The sequence below is a fragment of the Plantactinospora sp. WMMB782 genome, from assembly GCF_049179135.1.
Taxonomy (GTDB): domain Bacteria; phylum Actinomycetota; class Actinomycetes; order Mycobacteriales; family Micromonosporaceae; genus Plantactinospora.
Genome location: NZ_JBMHMC010000011.1, coordinates 1 through 21,441 on the forward strand (window position 1 = coordinate 1; position 21,441 = coordinate 21,441).

The following is a 21,441-nucleotide window of genomic DNA, read 5'->3' on the forward strand; positions in this document are numbered from 1 at the left end:
GTGCTCTACGTCAGCACCGAACTGGGACTCTCCCCCGGCCTGCTCGGGCTGGTCATCGGGGTCGGCTCGATCGGCGCACTGCTCGGCGCGGCGGTCACCGGCCGGCTCGTCCGCCGGTTCGGCATCGGCCCGACCGTCCTGGTCAGCTTCGTGCTCTTCCCGGCTCCGCTGGTGCTGGTGCCGCTGGCCGGCGGCCCGACCCCGGTGGTGCTGGGCGCGCTCTTCGCCGCCGAGTTCCTCGCCGGGCTCGGCGTGATGATGATAGACATCACCGTCGGCTCGCTACAGGTCGCGGCCACCCCGGAGCGGCTGCTGGCCCGGGTCACCGGGGCGAAACGCACCGTCAACTACGGCATCCGGCCGATCGGCGCGCTGCTGGGCGGCACCCTGGGCGCGGCTCTCGGGGTACGCCCGACGCTCTGGATCGCCACCGTCGGGGCAATCACCGGGCTGTTCTGGATACTGCCCACCACGATCCCGAAGCTGCGCGAACTGCCCGAGCCGGACCACTCCGCCGCCGGGTGACAGCGGTCGATACCCTGCGCCAGGACGCGACCGTCCGAGCCGACGCGCGATGGGAGCCGGGGATGAGCGACGCTGGTGAGCGGCTGGCCGCCGCACTGCGCCGGGTACAGATGCGCTGGCGGCTGGCCCGCCGACCGATCCGGCTGGTGGTGCAGGCCGTCGCGCTCGCCGCCCTGGTGATGGCCGGCTTCACGTTCCTGAGTACCAACAGCGAGATCAACGAGACCGCGGCCTCGATCCTGGTCGCCGTGGTCTTCGGCGCGATGACCGTGTTGCAGCAGCGGCAGTCGCAGCGCCGGCAGTACACGGTCGGCCTGATCACCGCCTTCCAGAGCGCGGAGACGCTCAGCCAGGCGGACGTCTGGATGGCCCGCCGGATCAGCGCACACCAGCCGGTCGGCGCCGACCTGACCGACGACGACGAGCAGCACGTCCTCCCACTGCTCGACTACTACGAGTTCCTGGCGGTGCTCGCCGTACGCGGCCTGGTGGACGTACCTCTGCTACTGAATCTGCGCGGCGGCACCATGACCCGGTGCTTCGAACTGTGCCGGGGATACGTGCAGGACCGCCGGGTCCTGACCGGCAACGAGATCTACCAGGCGCTGGAGTTGCTTGCGACCGAATACCGGCACCGGTTGCGACGACCCCGGTCGGCACCGGGCCAGCGGTCCACCGAGCCGGCGGGCCCGGCACCGGCCGCGCCCTTCGGGGCGGAATCCGATCCGGATACGCCGTTGGCCGGGTCCCCTGTGGTGGGGACCCGGCCAGCGGATGGCTCTGTCTGCTCTTAGCTGTTGTTCCAGGCTTCGGCGACGAGGTCGGCTGCCTGGTCCTCCCACTGCGCGTACGCCTGCGGGAACGCCGACACCTGCACCTTCTGCGCCGCCACGGTCAACGGCAGATCCCGCCAACCATCAACCTGGCGCAGGCCCTTCAGGAACGCGGTCGTCGCGTACTCCGGATCGGTGATCTGCTCCACCGAACCCCAACCCGACGACGGACGCTGCTGGAACAACCCCTGCGAGTCATGATCATTCCGGTCACCCAGATGACCCAGATTCTCCAACTTCGACTCCTGCAGCGAGGTACCCACCGCGATCACCGCGGCACGCTCGTCCATCCCCGCCTTCTTCGTCGCCTTCACGATCGCCCGCACATTCCCGGCCTGCTCGGCCGACAGGTCGATCCGCGACTGCTCACCCTGCACACCACGCGGCACCAACCGGTCCCGCGACGGCTTACCCTTACGATCCTTCTTGTCGCTCTTCTTCTCGCCCTTGTCGCCCTTGTGGTCCTTGTCGGCCATCACCGACTGCGACACCGGCGAACCGACATGCTCCGGGGCCGCCTGCGCCGCCACCGCCGGACCGGCCACAGCGCCACCGACGAACGCCAGACCAGCCACACCCAGAGCACCCTTACGAACGATCGACGTCTTCTCGATGGCCGGAAGCCACCGACTGAACAGCATCGTGTTCATGATGGTCGTCCTTCCAATCGGGGATGAGCACCCACCAGGGGGACGGCAGGCGCCATTGGAAACACAAAGCCCAAAAAGATCGGTCCGGCCGGACTACCAGCCGCCGCGGGGGACACGGCGCTGCCCGTACTCAACCGAACACCGTATGTAACGACCGGTGGCCCCGGATCATTCCCGCCGGCCAGCCATCAGCCCAACTCTGCCCAGCTCACGGGCGGTGCTACTCGGCCGTACGCGTAACGTAACGACCGACCCCCCGCCAACATTCCAGCCGGACCGCCTCGATCACCACCCCGAACCAGACATCCGAACACACCCCCCACGACCGGCCACGGGCCGGGCGAGTTGTCCGGACGGAGACTGTCGAGCTGCCCCGCCCACGCGCCCACCAGACCAAACCAACGCCCGGAATGTCGCGCCCCGTCCACGCACCCAGCTCGACAGTCCCCGCGCGAGGTATGCCCATGGCCCGGCTGCGGTGGGTACCGACGGAGGATGATCGCCTGCTCACCGTCGGCGCCCTCGGCTGCCATCCCGCGCCCGGCGCTGCGGTCACATCGATATCTGTTTATTATCGGAGCGTGTTGACCCGTACCGTGACCTCAGCACTACTGGCCGCCTCCGTCACCCTGCTCGGCACCGGCGTGGCAGCGAACGCCGACGAGATCCGGCAGTTCCGGGGTGAGGGCTACAGCAGCATGGGGCTCGCCTACGACTGGGCATACGGCCAGGCACTCGGCAGGGCCCGCGAGGCCGGTTTCACCGACTGCGATGTGATCGACAGCTACGTCTCGCCCGGCGGCTACGAGGCGTGGGTGTTGCTGGAGTGCGATCGCTGACCGGCGAGGCTGGCGACACCGGCAACGATCACCGGCCAGGCCGGTGGCGGTTGCGGCGGAGCGCTCAGCCGGTGAGGGCGGCGGGGTGCGAACCGCCGACGCCCGGCCGCCGACCTCAGCGGCTCTCCGGCGCCTCCGCCGGGTTCAGCGGCCCTCCGGCGCCTCCGCCGGGTTCAGCGCCGCCACGATCGCCTCGGCGGTGCGCCGGCCCACCCCGGGCACCTCGGCGATCTCGTCCACCGTCGCCGCCGAGAGCCGCTTCACCGAGCCGAAGTGCCGCAGCAACGCCTTGCGGCGTACCTCGCCGAGGCCGGGGACCTGGTCGAGGCCGGAGACGGTCATCCGCTTGGAGCGCCGTTGCCGGTGGAACGTGATGGCGAACCGGTGCGCCTCGTCCCGGACCCGTTGCAGCAGATAGAGCCCTTCCGAGGTGCGGGGCAGGATGACCGGGAACTCGTCGCCGGGCAGCCACACCTCCTCCAGCCGCTTGGCCAGCCCGCAGAGCGCGATGTCGTCGAGGCCCAGCTCGGCGAAGACCTCGGCCGCCGCCGCGACCTGCGGCTGCCCGCCGTCCACCACCACCAACTGCGGCGGGTACGCGAACTTGCGCGGCCGGCCGGTGGTCGGGTCGATGCCCGGCCGGTCCGGGTCGGAGGCCATCTCGTCGCCGATCTCGCCGGTCTCGCCCCTGGCCTGGAGGTAGCGGGCGAACCGCCGCCGCAGCACCTCGGTCAGTGCCGACAGGTCGTCGGTGGCGCCGCGCACCACGAACCGCCGGTACTCGCTCTTGCGGGCCAGCCCGTCCTCGAAGACGACCATGCTGGCCACCACGTCGGTGCCCTGGATCTGCGACACGTCGTAGCACTCGATGCGCAGCGGCGCGCTGCGCAGCCCGAGCGCCTCGGTGATCTCGTCCAGCGCCTCGCTGCGGGTGGTCAGGTCACCGGCCCGGCGCAGCTTGTGCCGGGTCAGCGCCTCGGCGGCGTTCCGGGCCACCGTCTCCAGCAGCGCCTTCTTGTCGCCGCGCTGCGGCACCCGCAGGGCCACCTTGCTGCCCCGGCGCGCCGACAGCCACTCGGCGAGCGCGTCGACGTCCGCCGGCAGCGCGGGCACCAGCAGCTCGCGGGGGACGTCGGCCTCCCCCTCCGCCTCCCCGTAGACCTGGGAGCAGAAGTGGTGCACGAGATCCCCGGTGGTCAGGTCCTCGACCTTCTCCACCACCCAGCCGCGCTGGCCGCGTACCCGGCCGTCCCGGACGTGGAAGACCTGGACGGCCGCCTCCAGCGGATCCTCGGCGAAGGCCACCACGTCGGCGTCGGTGCCGTCGCCGAAGACCACTGTCTGCTTCTCCATCGCCCGGCGCAGCGCCGCGATGTCGTCGCGCAGCCGGGCGGCCCGCTCGAACTCCAGCGCCTCGCTGGCCTCGCCCATCTCGCGTTCCAGCCGGCGGACCATCTGGTCGGTGCGGCCGGCCATGAAGTCGCAGAACTCGTCGACGATGCCGCGGTGCTCCTGCGCCGAGGTCCGGCCGACGCACGGCGCCGAGCACTTGCCGATGTCGCCGAGCAGGCAGGGCCGGCCGATCTGGGCCTGCCGCCGGAAGACCCCGGCCGAGCAGGTCCGGGCCGGGAAGACCCGGAGCAGCAGGTCGAGGGTCTCGCGGATCGCCCAGGCGTGCGAGTACGGCCCGAAGTAGCGCACCCCCTTGCGCTTGGCGCCCCGCATCACCTGGAGCCGGGGGAACTCCTCGTCGAGGGTGACGGCGAGATAGGGGTACGACTTGTCGTCCCGGTACCGCACGTTGAACCGGGGGTCGTACTGCTTGATCCAGAGGTACTCGAGTTGCAGCGCCTCGACCTCGGTGCCGACGGTGACCCAGTCCACGCTGCCGGCGGTGGTGACCATCTGCTGGGTGCGCTGGTGCAGGTTCCACAGGTCGCCGAAGTAGGAGTTGAGCCGGCTGCGCAGGCTCTTCGCCTTGCCGACGTAGATCACCCGGCCAGTCGGGTCGCGGAACCGGTAGACCCCGGGCAGGTCGGGAATCGTGCCCGGCGCCGGGCGATAGGTAGCGGGATCGGGCACGGCGCCAAGCCTAGACCCCGGCTGGGACAACGCCCGGCGCGCTGCGGCACCGCCTGGGACAACCCGCGGCGCAGACGGAGACGACGACGCCCGGCACCGCGCGGCGGCGGACAGCCGCACCGCGGCACCGGGCGCTCCGGCCCGGATCAGGCCAGCACGATGTTGTCCCCGTCGACGGTGACCTTCTTCTCCGGCAGCGGCTTGTTGGCCGGGCCACCCTTGGGCGAACCGTCCGCCACGGAGAACTTGCTGAAGTGGCAACTACAGTTGATCGTGCCCCCGTCGACCCCGGTCACCGGGCACTGCTGGTGTGTGCAGATCGAGCTGAAGGCCTTGAACTCGCCCTCGGTCGGCTGGGTGACCACGATCTGCTGGTCGGCGAAGATCTTGCCGCCGCCGACCGGGATCTCGCTCTTCTTGGCCAGCGCGGCGGTGCCGCCCTCGGCCGGAGCGCTCGCCGAGCCGCTGGGTGCCGGAGCGCCGCCGGACGGGCTGCTTCCGGTGCCGTCGAGGGCGTCGTCGTCGCCGGTGCCGCAGGCGGCCAGCACCACCGACACGCCCACCGCACCCGCACCCGCCAACAGCGCCCGGCGGGTCTGCGTGCCCGGCCCGGTCAGTTCGTCACTCATACCTAGCCTTCCTCTTCGGCGCCGCGCCCTGGTCGTCCGCGGCCACGCCCGAAGACACGGATATATCCACCAACCGGTTCAACCGGGACCGGGGTCAGGACTTTCCGGTACGCCGCCCACCCGCCGCCGTGCTCTTCGCCGCCGCCGTGCTCTTCGCGGCCGGGACCTTCGCGGTCCTGCCCGCGCGGGTGGCGGCGCCCTTCACGGTACCGCCGCCGGACCGGCCGTTGCCGACCTTCGCGGTACCGTCGGCCGCTCCGGCCGGGCGGCCGTTCTCCCTGCTGGTGCCGGTGTTCGCGGCGGTGCCGTTGGCCCTGGCGGCCCGGACGGTCGCCGCGCTCGCACCCCGGGGCGGCCCGGTCAGCCCGAGCACCGGCCGGAGGTACTGGCCGGTGTGGCTCTCCGGCACCTCCGCCAACTCCTCCGGGGTGCCGGCGGCCAGCACGGTGCCGCCGCGGTGCCCGCCCTCCGGACCCATGTCGACGAGCCAGTCCGCGGTCTTGATCACGTCCAGGTTGTGCTCGATGACGATCACCGTGTTGCCCTTGTCGACCAGGCTGTCCAGCACCCCGAGCAGCTTGCGGATGTCCTCGAAGTGCAGCCCGGTGGTCGGCTCGTCGAGCACGTACACCGTCCGGCCGGTGGAGCGCTTCTGCAACTCGGAGGCGAGCTTGACCCGCTGCGCCTCGCCGCCGGAGAGGGTCGGTGCCGGCTGGCCGAGCCGGACGTAGCCGAGGCCGACGTCGACAAGGGTCTTCAGGTGCCGGTGGATGGCCGGGATCGCCGAGAAGAACTCGGCCGCCTCCTCGATCGGCATCTCCAGGATGTCGGAGACCGTCCGGCCCTTGTAGTGCACCTCCAGGGTCTCCCGGTTGTACCGGGCACCCTTGCAGACCTCGCACGGCACGTAGACGTCCGGCAGGAAGTTCATCTCGATCTTGATCGTGCCGTCACCGCTGCACGCCTCGCACCGGCCGCCCTTGACGTTGAAGGAGAACCGGCCCGGCCCGTACCCCCGGACCTTCGCCTCGGTGGTCTCGGCGAAGAGCTTGCGGACGTGGTCCCAGACCCCGGTGTACGTCGCCGGGTTCGACCTCGGGGTCCGCCCGATCGGCGACTGGTCCACCCCGACCACCTTGTCGACGTTCTCGATGCCGGTGATCCGGGTGTGCCGTCCCGGCACCAGCCGGGCCCCGTTGATCTGGTTGGCCAGCACGGCGTAGAGGATGTCGTTGACAAGTGTCGACTTGCCGGAGCCACTGACCCCGGTGACCGCGATGAACTGCCCGAGCGGGAACGGGACGGTGAGGTTGCGCAGGTTGTGCTCGCGGGCGCCCTGCACCACCAGCTCCCGGCCCGGCGTCTGCGGCCGGCGCCCCTGCGGCGTCGGGATCGACCGGCGGCCGGAGAGGTACGCCCCGGTCACCGACTCGGTGTTGGCCAGCAGCTCCGGCACCGAACCGCTGTGCACGATCTTGCCGCCGTGCTCGCCGGCCCCCGGCCCGATGTCGACGATCCAGTCCGCCGTCCGGATGGTCTCCTCGTCGTGCTCCACCACGATGAGCGTGTTGCCCAGCCCCTTGAGCCGGACCAGCGTCTCGATCAGCCGGTGGTTGTCCCGCTGGTGCAGCCCGATCGACGGCTCGTCGAGCACGTAGAGGACCCCGACCAGGCCGGAGCCGATCTGGGTGGCGAGCCGGATCCGCTGCGCCTCGCCGCCGGAGAGGGTGCCGGCCGGCCGGTCCAGGGAGAGGTAGTCCAGGCCGACGTCGACCAGGAAGCGCAGCCGGGCGTTGATCTCCTTGAGCACCCGCTCGGCGATCATCTTCTGCCGGTCGGTCAGGGTCATCCCGCCGAGCAGTTCGGCGCACTCGCCGACCGAGAGCGCGCAGACCTCGGCGATGTTCCGGCCGCCCAGGGTGACCGCCAGCACCTCCGGCTTGAGCCGGCTGCCCCGGCAGACCGGGCAGGGCACGTCGCGCATGTACCCCTCGTACTTGTCCCGGGACCAGTCCGACTCGGTGTCGTTGTGCCGCCGCTCGATCCACTGCACCACGCCCTCGAAGCCGGTGTAGTAGGAGCGCTCGCGGCCGTACTTGTTGCGGTAGCGCACGTGCACCTGGTCGCCGGAGCCGTGCAGGACGGTCTTCTGCGCCCGGGACGGCAGTGCCCGCCACGGGGTGTCCAGGTCGAAGTGCTCGGCGTCGCCCAGCGCCTCCAGCAGGCGGAGGAAGTATTCCTGGGTCTGCCCGCCGGCCCACGGCGCGATGGCACCCTCGCGCAGGGTCCGCTCCGGGTCGGGTACGACGAGTTCGGCGTCGACCTCCTTCTTGGTGCCCAGCCCGGTGCACTCCGGGCAGGCGCCGTACGGGGCGTTGAAGGAGAAGACCCGGGGTTCGAGGTCCTCGATCGCCAGCGGGTGGTCGTTGGGGCAGGCCAGGTGCTCCGAGTAGCGCCGTTCCCGGGCCGGGTCGTCCTCCGGCAGGTCGACGAAGTCGAGCAGCACCAGCCCGCCGGAGAGCCCGAGCGCGGACTCCACCGAGTCGGTGAGCCGCTGCTTGGCGCCCGCCTTGACGGTGAGCCGGTCCACCACCACCTCGATGGTGTGCTTCTCCTGCTTCTTCAGCTTCGGCGGCTCGGTCAGCGGGTGGACCACCCCGTCGACCCGGGCCCGGGCGTATCCCTTGGCCTGGAGTTCGGCGAAGAGGTCGACGTACTCGCCCTTGCGGCCGCGGATCACCGGGGCGAGCACCATGAACCGGGTGCCCTCCTCCATCGCCAGCACCCGGTCGACGATCTGCTGCGGGCTCTGCTTGGAGATCTTCTGGCCGCAGACCGGGCAGTGCGGCTCGCCGACCCGGGCGAAGAGCAGCCGGAGGTAGTCGTAGACCTCGGTGATGGTGCCGACCGTCGAGCGCGGGTTGCGCGAGGTCGACTTCTGGTCGATCGAGACCGCCGGGCTGAGCCCCTCGATGAAGTCGACGTCCGGCTTGTCCATCTGGCCGAGGAACTGCCGGGCGTACGACGACAGCGACTCGACGTAGCGCCGCTGGCCCTCGGCGAAGATGGTGTCGAAGGCCAGGCTGGACTTTCCGGAACCGGAGAGCCCGGTAAAGACGATCATGGCGTCGCGCGGCAGGTCGAGGTTGACGTCGCGCAGGTTGTGTTCACGCGCGCCACGGATGATCAGTCGGTCGGCCACTGTCCGCGCACTCCCGGGGAGGAAAAGTATGTTCTGTCCGATTTGCTGGCGCAGAGGAGCGCCTCGGCCACTCTAGCCCCGGGGTACGACAGTTTCCCGCGCCGCCGAATTCCCGCAGCTCAGCCGCGGCACCGCCACCAACCGACCGCGACCGAGCGCTGACTCACCGCCCCGGGCGACCCCGACTCCGCTGCTCCCTGCGAATCCGCTTCCATTTGTACCGCTCCTCGGCGGCCAGCCGCGCGTCCCGTCGGCGTGTCTCGTACGCCACCTCGCGCTGGAGCTTCTGCCAACTCTCCCAGCGCCGCGGGCTCAGCTCGCCGGTCTCCAGCGCGACCTGGACCACGCACCCCGGCTCGCCCCGGTGCGCGCAGTCGGCGAACCGGCAGGCCGCGACGAGTTCCGCCACGTCGGCGAAGGCCCGGTCCAGCCCGGCCGCCGCGTCCAGCAGACCCACCGCCCGGACCCCCGGGGTGTCCAGCACCGCTCCCCCGCCCGGGATCGGGATCAACTGCCGGTGCGTGGTGGTGTGCCGGCCCTTGCCGTCCACCCCGCGTACCCCCTGTGTCGTCATCACGGTCGCCCCGGCCAGGGCGTTCACCAGCGTCGACTTGCCGGCACCGGAGGGCCCGAGCAGCGCCAGCGTGCGGCCGGGCGCCACCTGCGGGCGCAGCTCGGCCAGCCCGGTGCCGCGCTGCGCGCTGACCGGCAGCACCGGCACGCCCGGCGCGGCCCGGCCGAGCTGGTCGGCCATCGCCGCCGGGTCGGCGACCAGGTCGCACTTGGTGAGCACCAGCAGCGGGGTGGCGCCGGACTCCCAGGCCAGCGCGAGCAGCCGCTCGATCCGGGCCACGTCCGGCGACGGGTGCAGCGGCTCGACCACCGCCACGGCGTCCGCGTTGGCCGCCAGCACCTGACCGGTCGAGTCCTTGTCGGCGGTCCGCCGCACGATCGCGGTACGCCGGGGCAGCACCGCCTGCACGGTCAGCCGCCGGTCCGGCCAGTCCCGGACCAGCACCCAGTCCCCGGCGCACGGCAGGTTCGCCGCGTCCCGGGCCGCCGCGACCAGCAGGCCGCCGCCGAGACTGGCCCGCAGCGGCCCGCTCGCGCAGAGCACGGTGCAGATGCCCCGGTCGGCCCGGACCACCCGGCCGGGTCGAAGGTCGTCGCCGCGTTCGGGGTACGCCGCGGCCAGTGTCGCGTCCCAACCGAGGGACGCCAGATCGAAGGTCATCTCAACCCTTGTCGTCAGAGGTGGATTCAGCTGTCGAATCCAGAAGTGGAAACGGTGACAACGCGCACGTCGTCCGGCATGCCTCCCACCTCCTCACGCTCGCGGGTGTGCCCTCTCGCACGGCAGTTCCCGGTCCTCGAACGGTAGGTGCTGGTCCGGTCGGACCGAAAGCCAATTCCGCTCCGCCACTCCCGGCCGAAGGCGTCCCGGCCCGTCCGACCGCCGACCGCTATCGTCGTGAGTCGTGACACTCGACCCACTCGCGCTGCTGCCCGAGGTGGACCGGGCGACCGAGCGGCTGTTGCGGACCGTCGACGGGCTCGACGACGCGGCGACCGGCGAGCCGTCCCTGCTCCCCGGCTGGACCCGGGGCCACGTGCTCAGCCATCTCGCCCGCAACGCCGACAGCCTGGTCAACCTGCTGACGTCGGCGCGTACCGGTGAGGACGTCCCGCAGTACCCGAGCCCGGCGGCCCGGAACGCGGACATCGCGGCCGGCTCGGCCCGGCCGGTCGGCACCCAGCTCGCCGACCTGCGGGACAGCGCCCGGCGTCTCGCCGAGGCGGCCGGCGAGCTGCCGGCACCGGCGTGGGCCGCCCAGGTCCGTTCGACCCGCGGGCTCCGCCCGGCCGCCACCCTGGTCTGGGCCCGGCTGCGCGAGGTGGAGGTGCACCACGTGGACCTCGACGCCGGTTACCGGACCGCCGACTGGCCGGACGCGTTCGGCCAGCGGCTGCTGCACGAGGTCGTGCACGACCTGGCCCGGCGGGACGACCCGCTCGCCCTGGTGCTGGTGCCGGCGGAGACCGGGCAACCGCTGACCGTGCACACCGGCCGGGGCCTGCCGGTCGGCGTGCCGGCCGCGGACGACGGCCCGGAACTGCGCACCGTCACCGGCCCGGCGCACGAGCTGGCAGGCTGGCTGACCGGCCGGAGCGGCGGCGCCGGCCTCGTCGTCACGCCCGCCGGGCCGCTGCCGGCACCTCCACCCTGGATCTGAACCCGCCGGCCCGCCCCCTCGGCGGGGCGACCCGACTTCTGATTCGCCCCGCCTTTCGACGGGAACGATCCGACCCGCCCGACCCTGATCCGCCGACAACCCGGAGGCACCGAAGATGAGTTACACCGGCAACGTCGCCGCCGACGGCCCACCCGACGTACGCGAGCTCCGCGGCCTCACGGTCAGCAAGCTCTCGGTCGGTCCGATGGACAACAACGCCTACCTGCTGCGCTGCACCGCCACCGGCGAGCAGGTCCTGATCGACGCGGCAAACGAGGCGCCCCGGCTGCTGGAACTCGTCGGCGAGGGCGGGCTGGCCGCCGTGGTCACCACGCACCGGCACATGGACCACTGGGTCGCCCTGGAGGAGGTGGTGGCGAGCACCGGGGCCCGGTCACTGGTGCACGACGCCGACGCGGACGGCCTGCCGATCGACTCCGAGCCACTCGCCGAGGGCGACCGGGTCCGGGTCGGTGACCGCGAACTCGAAGTGATCCACATCGTCGGGCACACCCCCGGCTCCGTCGCGCTGCTCTACCGGGACGAGGTCGACGGGACCCACCTGTTCACCGGCGACTCGCTCTTTCCTGGGGGTCCTGGGAGGACAACTAACCCTGTCGAGTTTGCGCAGATCATGGACGACTTGGAAGCCAAGGTGTTCGATGTCTTGCCGGACGACACGTGGTTCTACCCGGGGCACGGCAAGGACTCGACGTTGGGTGTCGAGCGTCCGTCGGTGCCGGAGTGGCGGGCCCGGGGCTGGTAGTCAGACCGCCTCCCGCTCTGGCGTGGGGCCGTCGTCGGGTTGGTTGCGGAGTTGCCGTAGCAGGGTGAGTAGCGCCTCCTTCGCCGCCTTCGGGATGCGTTCGTCCTGGAGGACGTCGAGGAGTTCGTCGGCGCGAGGGTCGACGGGCGGCGGTGGGGGTTGGTCGATTTCGTCGGCTTCGAGTAGGCCGAGGGCGATGGCGGCGTCGATGGGTCGGATGCCGAGTGCGATGCAGACTGCCCTGACTTGGTCTAGGTCGGGTCGTTCGGCGTCGCCGCCTTCCCATCTGGTCAGTGTTCGGCGGCTGACGCCTGATGCGGCTACTAGGTCTTCTTGTCGCCAGCCGCGTCGTTGCCGCCCCTGCTTGATCAGGTTGGCGAAGGCGTCCTTGCGGCCTGGCTGTGACATGAGGGCACTGTAAAGGCTGGTCAGTGCATGATCGTGCGCCAGATGTGGCATGCGTCGTGCGTCACTCATGACGCACCGCCGTAAATTGCCTGTAAGCTCCCCAGCTTCATTCGGTCATGATGCCGTCACTCATCGATTAAGACAACTAGCACAGGGTGTCGCAAGGGGTTGCGCGCCATATATGGCTCATGAGATTCTTGCGCCATGCCCGACGCACAGACCAGCGATGTACGCGCCATACCGAGCGCGTCCGCACGTCTCAACTGGCCCCTCATCCGGGCCCGCTGCGCCGAACTCGGAGCACGCACCAACCGCGACGCCGCCCGAATCATGGGCATGGCCCCGCGCACCCTCGACCGGCTCCGCTACGGCAGCGCGGCGACCAGCATCGAAACCGTCCTCCAAATGCAGGAGATGCTGGGCCTGTCCCTCGACGACATGTTCCCCCGCCCCGCCAAGCGCCGCCGTAGCTCCCTGACCGACAAGGCGGCGGCCTGATGCCCGCCTACCGGCTCGACGACCCGGCACTCGACCAGGCGATGCGAACCCTCGCCGCCGAGACGGCCGCCGGTTGGCCGGCACCGTCGGAGGAACAGCGCGCCGAACTCGCCCCGCTGCTCGCCCCGCCGGTCGAACCGGTCAAGGTTCGCCGCCGTCGGCGTGCCCAGGTCCCGGGGCGGCGGGCCGCATGAGCGTCCGCAACCTCACCTCCCCCGCTGGTATCGCCACGCCGCTGCTGTCTGGCGGCTGGGTGATCGATCGCCGCGATGCGCCGTACTGGGTGTCGGACCGGGCGACCGCTCGGGCGGAACTGGGCATCCCTGACTCCCTGGCCGGGCTCGAGCCCCTGCGGTCAGCGTCTGCCGCCCCAGCCCTGCCGGGGCGCGCATGTGGGGAGGTCCGGCCGTGACCGCTGTCGCAACGACGGAACTCGCCCGCGCCCGCGCCGCCCGCATTCGAGCCGGTATCGGCGCCTACTTGGCCACCCTTGCCGACATTGCCGCCGCGTACGCACAGCAGGACTGGCGGGCGCTCGGCTATGCCGACTGGCAGGCGTACGTCGATGGTGAGTACTCCGAGCACCGACTGAAACTTTCGCCCGAACATCGACAGAAGGCGGTCGCCGAGCTTCGGCTCGCAGGAATGAGCCAGCGCGCCATCGGCTCGGCCCTCGGGGTCGACCAGGCCACCGTGATCCGGGACCTCCGCCGAGGTGATGCAGATGCATCACCTGAGGAGATCAAGGGTGCTGACGGGAAGACGTACGCCAGCACTCGTTCGAGTCCTCCAGTATCCCCGATCAACGTCGTAGAGGCGTCGCCCGGACCGGACCGATCGGGGCCGGAGCACCCGTGTCCCCCTGAGCGGTCGACGGAAGAGGTCGACGTCCGGCACGGCCCCGACTCGACTCCGGCAACGCCCGGCGACCTTGCTGCTGCCGCCAGCGTTCGTGCGGCGCTCGACATCCACGCGCCCGACCCTCACGCCGTCCATCGGGAGTGGCGGCGGGACTTTCTGGGGCAGGTGCATGCCGTTCATGTGGTGATGCGTCATGCCCCAACGACCGTGGTCGATCGCGGCGACGACGAGTGCGTTCGTGAGCTGTACCGGTGCGCACGCCTACTCGGCGAGTTTGCCCAGACCGTCGCTGACGAGATCGCCCGCTCTCAACCGAACGTCGTGCCATTTCGGAGGGCGCAGTGAAGTACGCAATTGATCGGGCTTCGTGGTCACCTGAGGACCGCGAAGAGTTCGAGCAGATGTTGGCCGAGATCTGCGGCCGGACCACCGACAGTGCCGAGCGGATCGATCTCGCCGAGGCGCTGCTGAACGACGCCGTCCAGGGTCAGCGGTTCTGGGCTCGACAGGTGGAGCGAGCGTGCCTGCGCGACGGACTCGGCGCGGAGATTCGCCGCTACGAGGACCGCAACCGAGTGATGTTTGCGCATGACGGACGAGTGCTGAGCATGCCGGCCAAGCAGGCGCGGCGGGTACAGGTCGACGACGGCCGGACAGTGTTTCAGCGCGAACTGATCGAGCTGTGGCCGTGGGCGCAGATCGAGGACAAGCGGGCCGAGGCCATCCGCGCGCGGCGGACCTATGACGACAAGGTCGCGCACTACGACCGACTGCTGGCTCTGCGGGTGCTGTGTCCAGATTCGGCCTCGCCGGATGAGGCGGCGCGGCAACTCGGGATTGACCTACAGACCTACCTGGCCCGGCCTGCCGAGGCCGCCTGACCAAAGCGAAGCGCCCGCCGGTCTGCCTCCGACGAGCGCTCGATCGCTCCGCCTCTTACCGATCTCTGACTAGGAGGACATCGGCAAATGGCTATTTCGACGATACATCAGGTCCCCCGAACGGCTGTCACCGCCTCCCCTGCCCGGCCACCTGCGGCACCTGTGGACCCGGTCCACCTCGCCGCCGAGCTGGAGGTGTGGCTAAAGGACCAGGGCATCAGCCCGGGTGCCGGGTACCGGCCCCTGGAAGCGCTCGCCGCCGTGGAGACGTATCTGCGGGCGGCAGACATTCCGATGGCCGGTGCCGCGTGACCGCGACCCTGCCGCCGAACCTGCTGCGGACCGTCGACCAGACCCGCGAGGCGGTGCCGCTGCCGGGACCGTCGTCGCCTGCCTGGCAGGACCCGTCAACGGTGTGGCGGATCGCCCTGTTCCGGGAGCGACACGTTGACCCGGCCGCGCACGACCTGGCGCACCCGCAGCCGATCTGGGGTTGCGACTTCTGCCCGCAGTCGGGCGTGTGCCCGCAGTGCGCAATGCCGTCCCCGGAGTGTGCGGATTCGTCGGGGCATCGGCGGGAAGCTGCCGGGTCGGAGTCGTCGTGGCGGGGTGGCGGCGTGAGGGTGTTGGAGCAGTGGTCGCCGGAGTTCGCCGCCGAGGTTGCCGAGCGGTGGCGGAAGGTGCGGCGGGGTGAGCGTCCCCGTCCGCAGGTTGAGGACCGGCCACCGGTTGTGGTCCGGGACGGGGCGACGGTACGCACCGAGGCGGTGGCGTCGTGACTCCCCTCGTGTTCGGCGCCGCCGGCCTGCTGGTCGGTGCCGCTATCGGCCAGCTCGTCGGCTACCGGCGGGGTGTGCGTGCGACGTGGCTCCACGCTGCGACCGCGTTCCTGACTCTTGACCGTCTCGTGTTTCGGCAGCTCTGCCGGGCGGAGGAGTCGGCTCGGGACGCTCAGGAGCGCCTGCACGCGGCGGTCCGGGATCCGCACGGCTTCGGTAACGGAGCCGGCTACCGCTCGACCCGCTCCCCTGATTCCCGGTCGGCAAGGGAGGCATCTCGTGCGTCTGCGTAGTGCTGTCGTGGTCGCGCTCGTCGGGGCGGCGTGTTTCGCGGTCGGTGTGGCCGATGTGCGCCGTGGTGTGTCTCCGTCGGTTGATCCGGTGCCGCCTCGGGTCCGGTTCACGCTGCCGACGTGTGACGGCCTGCCGGCCCGGGTGGACGTGACGAACGTCAACGAGGCCCGGTATGTGCTGGTCGGCTTCAACGACGACCCGGCTAGCGATGTGGAGCCGGGCGGGTCGGTCGGCTACGAGCTGACGTCGGGCGAGGTGCAGGTGATGGTCGACGGCCGCCCGCACGGACGCCCGTACGTGTATCTGCCGCCGTCGTGCGAGCGGCTTCCCTGACTCCCTCCGCCCGCCCGGGTGTGGGGTTATCCCTCCAAGGAGATCCATTGAGAATCCGAACTCTGGCCAGCGGTGTTGGTGCGCTGGCCGTAATGGTCGCCGGGGTGCTGGCGTTCACCGGCGCCGCGCAGGCGGCGACGATCGACGGCTGGACGGCGAACGTCGGCACCTCCGTGAAGGCGGTCGACGGTGTGAACGTGCTGGTGATGGACCAGTCGGGCACGTCGGCGGGGACGAGCCTGGAACGGGTCGTCGCCGGGAACGTGCACGCCGAGCTGCCGATCTCGTTCACGTTCCGGCTCGACGGTGCGGACGCGTCGTGTGGTGGTGGGGCGCCGCGCGTGTATCTGCTCGGCGGGCTGCTGTACGGGCAGGTCATGTCGTGCCCGGTCGCCGCGTCCGACTGGGTGACGGTGTCGGCGGCGGACTTGTCGTGGTGGTCGGGTGGCACGAACTACGCGTCGTGGGCGGCGGCTGTGGTGGCGCATCAGGGGACGCCGCTGGGTCAGGTCGGGCTGGTGTTCGACAACGCCGCCGGCAAGAACGCGAAGGCGCTGTTCAAGAACCTGACCCTCGCCGGGAAGCGGGTGAAGCTCGGCACCCCGCCGGGGGCGACGCCGACGGTGACCGCGTCTGCGACGGCATCCCCGACTGCGACGGCCACGCCTACCCAGACGGTGGAGCCGACCACGACCGCGACGGCTTCCCCGACCGGTGAGCCGACGTCAGAGCCGACCGCCGGTCCGTCTGAGTCGGCGGATCCGGACCCGACGTTCTCGCCGTCGCCGGCCGCCGGTGGCGGTGGAGGCGATTTGCCGCTGACGGGTGCGGGTGTGCTCGGGATCGGTGGCGCCGCTCTGCTGCTGGTTTCGGTCGGCGGTCTGCTGTTCGTGCTGGCCCGTCGTCGTCGGACCCGTTTCGAGGTCTGACGTGTTCGGCCCGGCGGGGGCGGCAACCCTCGCCGGGCTCGGGTCGGCCGGTTCAGCCGGTGCGGGTGTCGTAGCCCACCGTCCCGCCATTCGTAGACCACCACCAGATCGACGGGAGATCTCATGGGATTCATCAAGTCCTATCTACGGGACCTTGTGACCAACACCCGCCCTGCTGCTGCCATCGGACGGGCCGTCGTACCTCCGCAGGACGACCAGCCGACGGTCGGCCTGCCGCGTGCGGCGCTGAACGAGTCGTCGGGGTACGTCGGCCGCCGTCGGGACATCAAAGCCCGGAACCGGTCTGCTGGTCCGCGCTACCGGTCGCCGGAGGTGGCGCTGTGAGCCCGGCAGCCGCAGTCGTCCTCGGCATATACGCGTTCTCGGCGATCACGTTCGTTGGCCTGATGGTCGCCGACGGGATGGGTCGACGACGGCGGATCAGAAGGCGACGGCCGGTGCAGGTCGACGCGTACCCGTTCCTCAGTGACGGGGAGCAGGTGGAGCTGTACGCCCGCTTCGAGGCGATCGTCGCCCCGCTGCGGATTCAGGCCCCGATCGTGCCGGGGGGTGAGTCCCGGTGAGCGTAGTTACTGGCGAGGACTACGGGATCGGGGTGGGGTTCGCCCTTTTGACGGTAGCGATTTTCGGCCTGGTCGTGCTCGTTGCCGTCGTCATCCCCCGCGAGATCCATCGGGATCGGCAGGCGCATGCGGCGCTGGACCCGAAGCAGGACAAGCTGCGTTGGCAGTGGGGGACGCAACTGCTGAGCGGGGTGACGTCACGTAGGTCGATCGCCCCGGCGTCGCATCGCGCCCCGTGGCGGCTACCGGCTTGGGCGCGGACGTTGGTTGCGCACGGGCAGCCAGCCGAGCCGAAGGGGTACGGGCCTCCGCCGCCGCTGAGCGTGGTCGAGCAGCCGACCGTCACGGCCTGGCCGGTACGGGACCGGAACACGGTGCCGTCGCTACTGAACCCGGCCGTCGGTGCGGCCCGGGTGCCGCGCCAAGACCGGTGGGAGGAACGCGACGTCATAGACGACGTTCTCCGGGGCCGGATGGAAGCGGCGGCGAACACCGAGGACACCGGCATGCTCCCGCCGATCCGGGCGGAGGTCACCCCGTGAACCGGTTGGTGCGGTGGCTCTCTTCCCTCCGCCTGTGGTTCGTCGACCAGCAGGCGTTGCGGGCCGAGGTCATTCGTCTTCGCCGCCTGCTCGACGCGAAGCAGGCCGAGCACAACCGGCAGCTCATGGAGATCGACGAAGGGCACCGGCAGGTCATGGCGTCGATGCGGCTGACCAATGCCGAACTGCGGTCGGAGAACATCCGGCTCGATCGTGACGTTGACGAGTTGCGTTGGGCGCTGGCCCACGCCTCCGGCGGGGAGGTGGAGCGTGTCTCCGCAGCCGTCCGGGATTGAGGTCGTTCCGGTCACCGCCGCCCAGATCGGGGGCGCGTTCCTGCTCGGCGTGCTGCTGCTGGCGGTGGCGGTCGGGGTGACGGCGTGGGCGGTGCGCGGCCCGGTCGAGCCGGAGTCGGTGGATGACGTCGACCGCCGGGCGGAGATCCGGGCGCCGAGGGTCGGGCGCGGCCTTCGCCGTCGGCCGCACACGGGGACCGTGCATGTGCCCGGTGTCCGGCCGGTGTCCGCCGACGATCCGACGGTTGTGATCCGCATGGGTGGTGACGAGTCGTGATCGGCGAGCGGTGGATGTGGCTGGGAGTAGGGCTCATGGTCGTCGGCGCCGGTCTGCTGGTGGTGTTGTCGGCCCGGCGGGTTCGGGGTCGTCGCGCCCGGCGTGCTCGCGTGGCGCAGCGGTGGGTCACCTACCGGCAGGGGTCGGCTGCGGTGTCGCCGTCGGGGTTGGTGCCGCCGCGTGTGTCCGGGGTGTACCGGAGCACGGCCGGGGATGTCGACGCTACGGCGGTCATGGCCCGGATGCGGGATGGTGGCCATGGTTGAGCCCCGGCCGCTCGCCCAGCCCACCCAGCCGGCGCACGTCGAGTGGCGCTACCTGCCGAAGTCTCAGGTCAAGCACGCCCTGACCCGGGCTGATGACTGCGCGGCGATGTGTGGCCTGTATGTGCTGCCGGCGTCGATGTGGTTGGGCACCGGCAGTCAAGTGGAGTACGAGACGGTTGCCGGGCTGCGGGAGTGCCGGTCGTGCGTGAAGGCGCTCGGCCGGTGAACCCGATCGACTGCCTGGTTGTCGGCCTGGTCCTCGTGCTACTTGGGGTTGTTGCCGCCGTGCTGGGCTGGTGGTGGCCGGCATGCTGGTTGACGGTCGGCTGCGGGGTTGGGTTGCTGTTTGACGGCGCCGGGGATCTGGACCGGTTGCAGCAGCGGTCAGGTGATCCCCGATGAGGCGGTCAGGCGTCATCGCGCGGTTGCTCTCGCCTGCCAGGGTGTCGACCTCGGGCACGCAGCGCCTCGGTCACGAGCACGGACAGGGCCGCATTGAAGCTCACGCCCATCTCATCGGCCACCTCTCGGATGGCCGCGTTGATGTCTGCCCTGAACCGAACCGTTGTGGGTCGCTCCGCCATATTGCTGATCGTAGTGCGCATACATATGATGGTAGAGTGAATACATCCGATGGCGCCAGTTGGCTACCTGCCGGCGCATCCCGATGACCTTGGAGTCGCTGCATGACTGACGTTGTCCTGCTGACCCGAGCCGAGGCTGACTGTCTTGCCGACTGCGAACAGAAGATCGCCGCCGGCCTTCAAACCTTCGTCGAGGTCGGCACCGCCCTGGCAACGATCCGGGACAACCGTCTCTACCGAGCCGAGTTCGGCACCTTCGAGGCGTACTGCATGAGCCGGTGGGGCTTCACCGATCGGCGCGCTCGCCAGATCATCGACGCCGCCGAGATCGGAACAATTGTTCCGGTCGCAAACGAGGGTCAGGCGCGAGAACTCAGTCGCGTCCCCGAGCCCGAGCGCGCCGAGGTGTGGCGCGAGGTTCAGGAACGCACCGAGGGGCGCCCAACTGCTGCCGCGATCGCCGAGGTCCGCCGCGAGCGCGAACAACCCACGAACCCCCCGACCGGTGCTGACGCGTTCGCGTCCAGTGCCGAAACCCGGCCCGACCGGTCGGGGCCTATGCCGGGGGAGGTGGCGTCCGGGATGAAAGGGAACTTGTCGCAAAGCAACCTTCGCAACGACGCCACCTCCCCCGGCGCTCAAACCACCGGTCCGGCACTTCCGTGGCCCGTCGCCGAGGACATCGCTCGACCGGCCGCCGAGGGAAGCGGAGTTGCGCACGCCGCCCGCGTCAGCGACGACGTACGACGGCTGATCACGCTCGCGCAGACGTTCGGCAGTCCCGAGCTTCGCGCCCGCGCCGTCGACCTGTACGCCGACCACCTCGGCCACGCCCCGATGCCGCCGTCCGGAGCGGTCAACACCGAAGAGATTCGCAAGGCCGGTGAGGCGATCCTCGCCCTGGCCAAGGACTGGAAGAGGAAGCGATGAAGCGTCGTACCCCCGCCTTCGACCACGTTGTCTACCTGTACCGCACCTGGGCGTCCCAGCGAAGCGGCGTATGGAGCAAGAAGGAGGCGTGGGGCGACCTCCGCTCTGACGTCATCGGCTTCCTCCGGGCCACGTCCGCCCCCGACGACTGGGACCAGCTCGCCGAGATGCTGTTCAACCTCGCCGACGACGCGATCGTCAAGGCCGGGGAGTACGAGATCCGCGACGCGGACCCGATGCAGCAGGAGCTTCCATTCGCCCTGCCGTACGACCTTGACGCGATCCTTGCGCTCGGTGCCGGTGACCGGTGCGCGTTCGGCGACATGCGGATGGCCGAGTGGGTTCGCCACGACGCGAAGAAGTACGAGAACATGCGCGCCGTTCAGGAGGCGTACGACGAGTGGCGGCAGAAGAGTAATCACCTGCTGCCGGGCCTGACTCAGGGCATGTCGATTCGCGAGATCTGCGAGCGGGCCGCCGCGTGAACCAGCCCACCGTCCTGACAGTGAAGCGGTACCGGTGCCCGCACTGCACCCGCTTCTCAAGGTCGAGCAAGGCCAGGACGGTCGAACACATGGGCCGCTGCTGGTACAACCCGGGCGCCCGGGGTTGCAAGACGTGCGCGCACTTCCAACCCGAGCACGATGCGTGCGGTTGTACGCCCGGCTGCAACTGGGGCAACAGCGGCCAGTCGATCGCCGAGTCGTGTGCGGTCGGCGTGGACCTGTCCGGGCACCCGGAGTGCGCGGCCTGTGGTGGGTCCGGCTGGACCGACACCAGCGAGGGCGGCGAGCGGCCCTGCACCTCTGAAACCACGACGTGTCACGTCGGCGACGGGCGTGCGGTGAGGCCCGGTCCGATCGTCGGCTGCCCCGAGTGGTCGCCCTCTTCTTCCCTTCCGACCGAACGGAGCTGATCAACCATGAGTTACGTCCAGCCCGACCCGGGCCGCTATCGCCGACTCAAGGATAACGCCGAGGTCACGGTGACCGGCTGCACCGGAAGCGAGTGGAACGACAGCGTGTCGGTTCGGTCTCCCCGGCTGACGCACGTGCGGCTGGAGAACTTCTGGAAGAAGTACGAGCCGCTGCCCGCCGAGTCTCCGGCGGTGACGTCGTGACCGCCCTGCCGAACATCGTCGCCGTCGACTGTTGGCGCTGCGGTGACACCCCTGCCGCCGGCACCTGCTGCTCGTCCCACGACAAGCTGCTGTGTCACC

At 70.5% G+C, this 21,441-nt stretch carries 29 protein-coding genes and 1 pseudogene; 23 read left to right on the forward strand and 7 right to left on the reverse strand.

From position 1 onward, the window contains the following. A partial coding sequence (locus ACN28A_RS39030; protein WP_421404924.1) for an MFS transporter occupies positions 1-525 on the forward strand: 525 nt, incomplete at its 5' end. A 62-nt stretch (positions 526-587) separates the two neighbouring features. Further along, positions 588-1,319, forward strand: coding sequence for a DUF4760 domain-containing protein (locus ACN28A_RS39035; protein WP_421404061.1), 732 nt, complete (start codon positions 588-590; stop codon positions 1,317-1,319). Here the strand turns inward: ACN28A_RS39035 and ACN28A_RS39040 are convergent. Beyond that, positions 1,316-2,008 carry a hypothetical protein gene (locus ACN28A_RS39040; protein ID WP_421404063.1) on the reverse strand — a complete coding sequence of 231 codons (693 nt, stop codon included), beginning with the start codon at positions 2,006-2,008 and terminating at the stop codon, positions 1,316-1,318. The genes ACN28A_RS39035 and ACN28A_RS39040 overlap by 4 nt on opposite strands. A gap of 464 nt (positions 2,009-2,472) precedes the next feature. Between ACN28A_RS39040 and ACN28A_RS39045 the strand changes: the two genes are divergently transcribed. After that, positions 2,473-2,847 (forward strand): hypothetical protein, encoded by a 375-nt coding sequence (locus tag ACN28A_RS39045; RefSeq protein WP_421404065.1) that lies wholly within the window; start codon positions 2,473-2,475, stop codon positions 2,845-2,847. Positions 2,848-2,991: 144 nt separating this feature from the next. Here the strand turns inward: ACN28A_RS39045 and uvrC are convergent, their stop codons facing one another. The 4 genes and pseudogenes from uvrC to rsgA all read right to left on the reverse strand — a co-directional run bounded on the left by uvrC (position 2,992) and on the right by rsgA (position 9,994). Beyond that, complete coding sequence (gene uvrC, locus ACN28A_RS39050; RefSeq protein ID WP_421404067.1) at positions 2,992-4,929, reverse strand: excinuclease ABC subunit UvrC; 1,938 nt, start codon at positions 4,927-4,929, stop codon at positions 2,992-2,994. Positions 4,930-5,075: 146 nt separating this feature from the next. Continuing rightward, positions 5,076-5,558: a Rieske (2Fe-2S) protein gene (locus ACN28A_RS39055; RefSeq protein WP_421404069.1), complete on the reverse strand. Its 483-nt coding sequence runs from the start codon at positions 5,556-5,558 to the stop codon at positions 5,076-5,078. A gap of 250 nt (positions 5,559-5,808) precedes the next feature. Continuing rightward, positions 5,809-8,760 (reverse strand): annotated as a pseudogene (uvrA, locus tag ACN28A_RS39060) (excinuclease ABC subunit UvrA); the annotation flags it as partial. Between the two features lie 163 nt (positions 8,761-8,923). Further along, positions 8,924-9,994 carry a ribosome small subunit-dependent GTPase A gene (gene rsgA / locus ACN28A_RS39065; protein ID WP_421404071.1) on the reverse strand — a complete coding sequence of 357 codons (1,071 nt, stop codon included), beginning with the start codon at positions 9,992-9,994 and terminating at the stop codon, positions 8,924-8,926. Positions 9,995-10,238: 244 nt separating this feature from the next. On the opposite strand from rsgA, the gene ACN28A_RS39070 reads away from it, so the two are divergent. Both ACN28A_RS39070 and ACN28A_RS39075 read left to right on the forward strand, forming a co-directional pair. Then, entirely contained in the window at positions 10,239-10,994 is a 756-nt protein-coding gene (locus tag ACN28A_RS39070; RefSeq protein WP_421404073.1) for a maleylpyruvate isomerase family mycothiol-dependent enzyme, read from the forward strand. Between the two features lie 115 nt (positions 10,995-11,109). Continuing rightward, positions 11,110-11,760: an MBL fold metallo-hydrolase gene (locus ACN28A_RS39075; protein ID WP_421404926.1), complete on the forward strand. Its 651-nt coding sequence runs from the start codon at positions 11,110-11,112 to the stop codon at positions 11,758-11,760. Here ACN28A_RS39075 and ACN28A_RS39080 read toward each other — a convergent pair whose 3' ends face one another. Further along, positions 11,761-12,168, reverse strand: a complete 408-nt coding sequence (locus tag ACN28A_RS39080) for a helix-turn-helix transcriptional regulator (RefSeq protein ID WP_421391370.1) — start codon at positions 12,166-12,168, stop codon at positions 11,761-11,763. Between the two features lie 336 nt (positions 12,169-12,504). Between ACN28A_RS39080 and ACN28A_RS39085 the strand changes: the two genes are divergently transcribed. The 15 genes from ACN28A_RS39085 to ACN28A_RS39155 all read left to right on the forward strand — a co-directional run bounded on the left by ACN28A_RS39085 (position 12,505) and on the right by ACN28A_RS39155 (position 19,110). Beyond that, the gene (locus ACN28A_RS39085; RefSeq protein WP_421391372.1) at positions 12,505-12,666 is read left to right on the forward strand and encodes a hypothetical protein; all 162 of its coding nucleotides are present in this window, start codon (positions 12,505-12,507) and stop codon (positions 12,664-12,666) included. Next, positions 12,666-12,860, forward strand: coding sequence for a hypothetical protein (locus tag ACN28A_RS39090; protein WP_421391374.1), 195 nt, complete (start codon positions 12,666-12,668; stop codon positions 12,858-12,860). The genes ACN28A_RS39085 and ACN28A_RS39090 overlap by 1 nt, the downstream gene beginning before the upstream one ends. Positions 12,861-13,074: 214 nt before the next feature. Next, on the forward strand, positions 13,075-13,872 hold the full coding sequence (locus ACN28A_RS39095) for a helix-turn-helix domain-containing protein (RefSeq protein ID WP_421391376.1): 798 nt from the start codon (positions 13,075-13,077) through the stop codon (positions 13,870-13,872). After that, positions 13,869-14,408: a hypothetical protein gene (locus ACN28A_RS39100; protein WP_421391378.1), complete on the forward strand. Its 540-nt coding sequence runs from the start codon at positions 13,869-13,871 to the stop codon at positions 14,406-14,408. The genes ACN28A_RS39095 and ACN28A_RS39100 overlap by 4 nt, the downstream gene beginning before the upstream one ends. A gap of 162 nt (positions 14,409-14,570) precedes the next feature. Continuing rightward, entirely contained in the window at positions 14,571-14,720 is a 150-nt protein-coding gene (locus ACN28A_RS39105) for a hypothetical protein (protein ID WP_421391380.1), read from the forward strand. Beyond that, positions 14,717-15,187, forward strand: coding sequence for a hypothetical protein (locus tag ACN28A_RS39110; RefSeq protein WP_421391381.1), 471 nt, complete (start codon positions 14,717-14,719; stop codon positions 15,185-15,187). The genes ACN28A_RS39105 and ACN28A_RS39110 overlap by 4 nt, the downstream gene beginning before the upstream one ends. A gap of 279 nt (positions 15,188-15,466) precedes the next feature. Beyond that, positions 15,467-15,814 carry a hypothetical protein gene (locus ACN28A_RS39115; RefSeq protein ID WP_421391383.1) on the forward strand — a complete coding sequence of 116 codons (348 nt, stop codon included), beginning with the start codon at positions 15,467-15,469 and terminating at the stop codon, positions 15,812-15,814. 47 nt (positions 15,815-15,861) lie between these two features. Continuing rightward, complete coding sequence (locus ACN28A_RS39120) at positions 15,862-16,743, forward strand: hypothetical protein (RefSeq protein ID WP_421391385.1); 882 nt, start codon at positions 15,862-15,864, stop codon at positions 16,741-16,743. A 123-nt stretch (positions 16,744-16,866) separates the two neighbouring features. Next, positions 16,867-17,088: a hypothetical protein gene (locus ACN28A_RS39125; RefSeq protein WP_421391387.1), complete on the forward strand. Its 222-nt coding sequence runs from the start codon at positions 16,867-16,869 to the stop codon at positions 17,086-17,088. Beyond that, positions 17,085-17,327 carry a hypothetical protein gene (locus tag ACN28A_RS39130; RefSeq protein ID WP_421391388.1) on the forward strand — a complete coding sequence of 81 codons (243 nt, stop codon included), beginning with the start codon at positions 17,085-17,087 and terminating at the stop codon, positions 17,325-17,327. Before ACN28A_RS39125 ends, ACN28A_RS39130 begins: the two co-directional genes overlap by 4 nt. Next, positions 17,324-17,869 carry a hypothetical protein gene (locus tag ACN28A_RS39135; RefSeq protein WP_421391390.1) on the forward strand — a complete coding sequence of 182 codons (546 nt, stop codon included), beginning with the start codon at positions 17,324-17,326 and terminating at the stop codon, positions 17,867-17,869. Before ACN28A_RS39130 ends, ACN28A_RS39135 begins: the two co-directional genes overlap by 4 nt. After that, positions 17,866-18,165, forward strand: a complete 300-nt coding sequence (locus ACN28A_RS39140; protein ID WP_421391392.1) for a hypothetical protein — start codon at positions 17,866-17,868, stop codon at positions 18,163-18,165. The genes ACN28A_RS39135 and ACN28A_RS39140 overlap by 4 nt, the downstream gene beginning before the upstream one ends. Next, complete coding sequence (locus ACN28A_RS39145) at positions 18,140-18,442, forward strand: hypothetical protein (RefSeq protein ID WP_421391394.1); 303 nt, start codon at positions 18,140-18,142, stop codon at positions 18,440-18,442. The genes ACN28A_RS39140 and ACN28A_RS39145 overlap by 26 nt, the downstream gene beginning before the upstream one ends. 258 nt (positions 18,443-18,700) lie before the next feature. Further along, positions 18,701-18,934, forward strand: a complete 234-nt coding sequence (locus tag ACN28A_RS39150) for a hypothetical protein (RefSeq protein WP_421391396.1) — start codon at positions 18,701-18,703, stop codon at positions 18,932-18,934. Continuing rightward, on the forward strand, positions 18,931-19,110 hold the full coding sequence (locus ACN28A_RS39155; protein ID WP_421391398.1) for a hypothetical protein: 180 nt from the start codon (positions 18,931-18,933) through the stop codon (positions 19,108-19,110). The genes ACN28A_RS39150 and ACN28A_RS39155 overlap by 4 nt, the downstream gene beginning before the upstream one ends. A gap of 5 nt (positions 19,111-19,115) precedes the next feature. Here the strand turns inward: ACN28A_RS39155 and ACN28A_RS39160 are convergent, their stop codons facing one another. Continuing rightward, positions 19,116-19,313, reverse strand: a complete 198-nt coding sequence (locus ACN28A_RS39160; RefSeq protein WP_421391400.1) for a hypothetical protein — start codon at positions 19,311-19,313, stop codon at positions 19,116-19,118. Positions 19,314-19,394: 81 nt separating this feature from the next. Here ACN28A_RS39160 and ACN28A_RS39165 point away from each other — a divergent pair, with 81 nt between their 5' ends. The 3 genes from ACN28A_RS39165 to ACN28A_RS39175 all read left to right on the forward strand — a co-directional run bounded on the left by ACN28A_RS39165 (position 19,395) and on the right by ACN28A_RS39175 (position 21,342). Beyond that, a complete protein-coding gene (locus ACN28A_RS39165; RefSeq protein WP_421391402.1) occupies positions 19,395-20,222 on the forward strand; it encodes a hypothetical protein in 828 nt (275 codons plus the stop codon). Further along, a complete protein-coding gene (locus ACN28A_RS39170; protein WP_421391404.1) occupies positions 20,219-20,707 on the forward strand; it encodes a hypothetical protein in 489 nt (162 codons plus the stop codon). Before ACN28A_RS39165 ends, ACN28A_RS39170 begins: the two co-directional genes overlap by 4 nt. 437 nt (positions 20,708-21,144) lie before the next feature. Then, a complete protein-coding gene (locus ACN28A_RS39175; protein ID WP_421391406.1) occupies positions 21,145-21,342 on the forward strand; it encodes a hypothetical protein in 198 nt (65 codons plus the stop codon). The last annotated feature ends 99 nt before the right edge of the window (positions 21,343-21,441 follow it).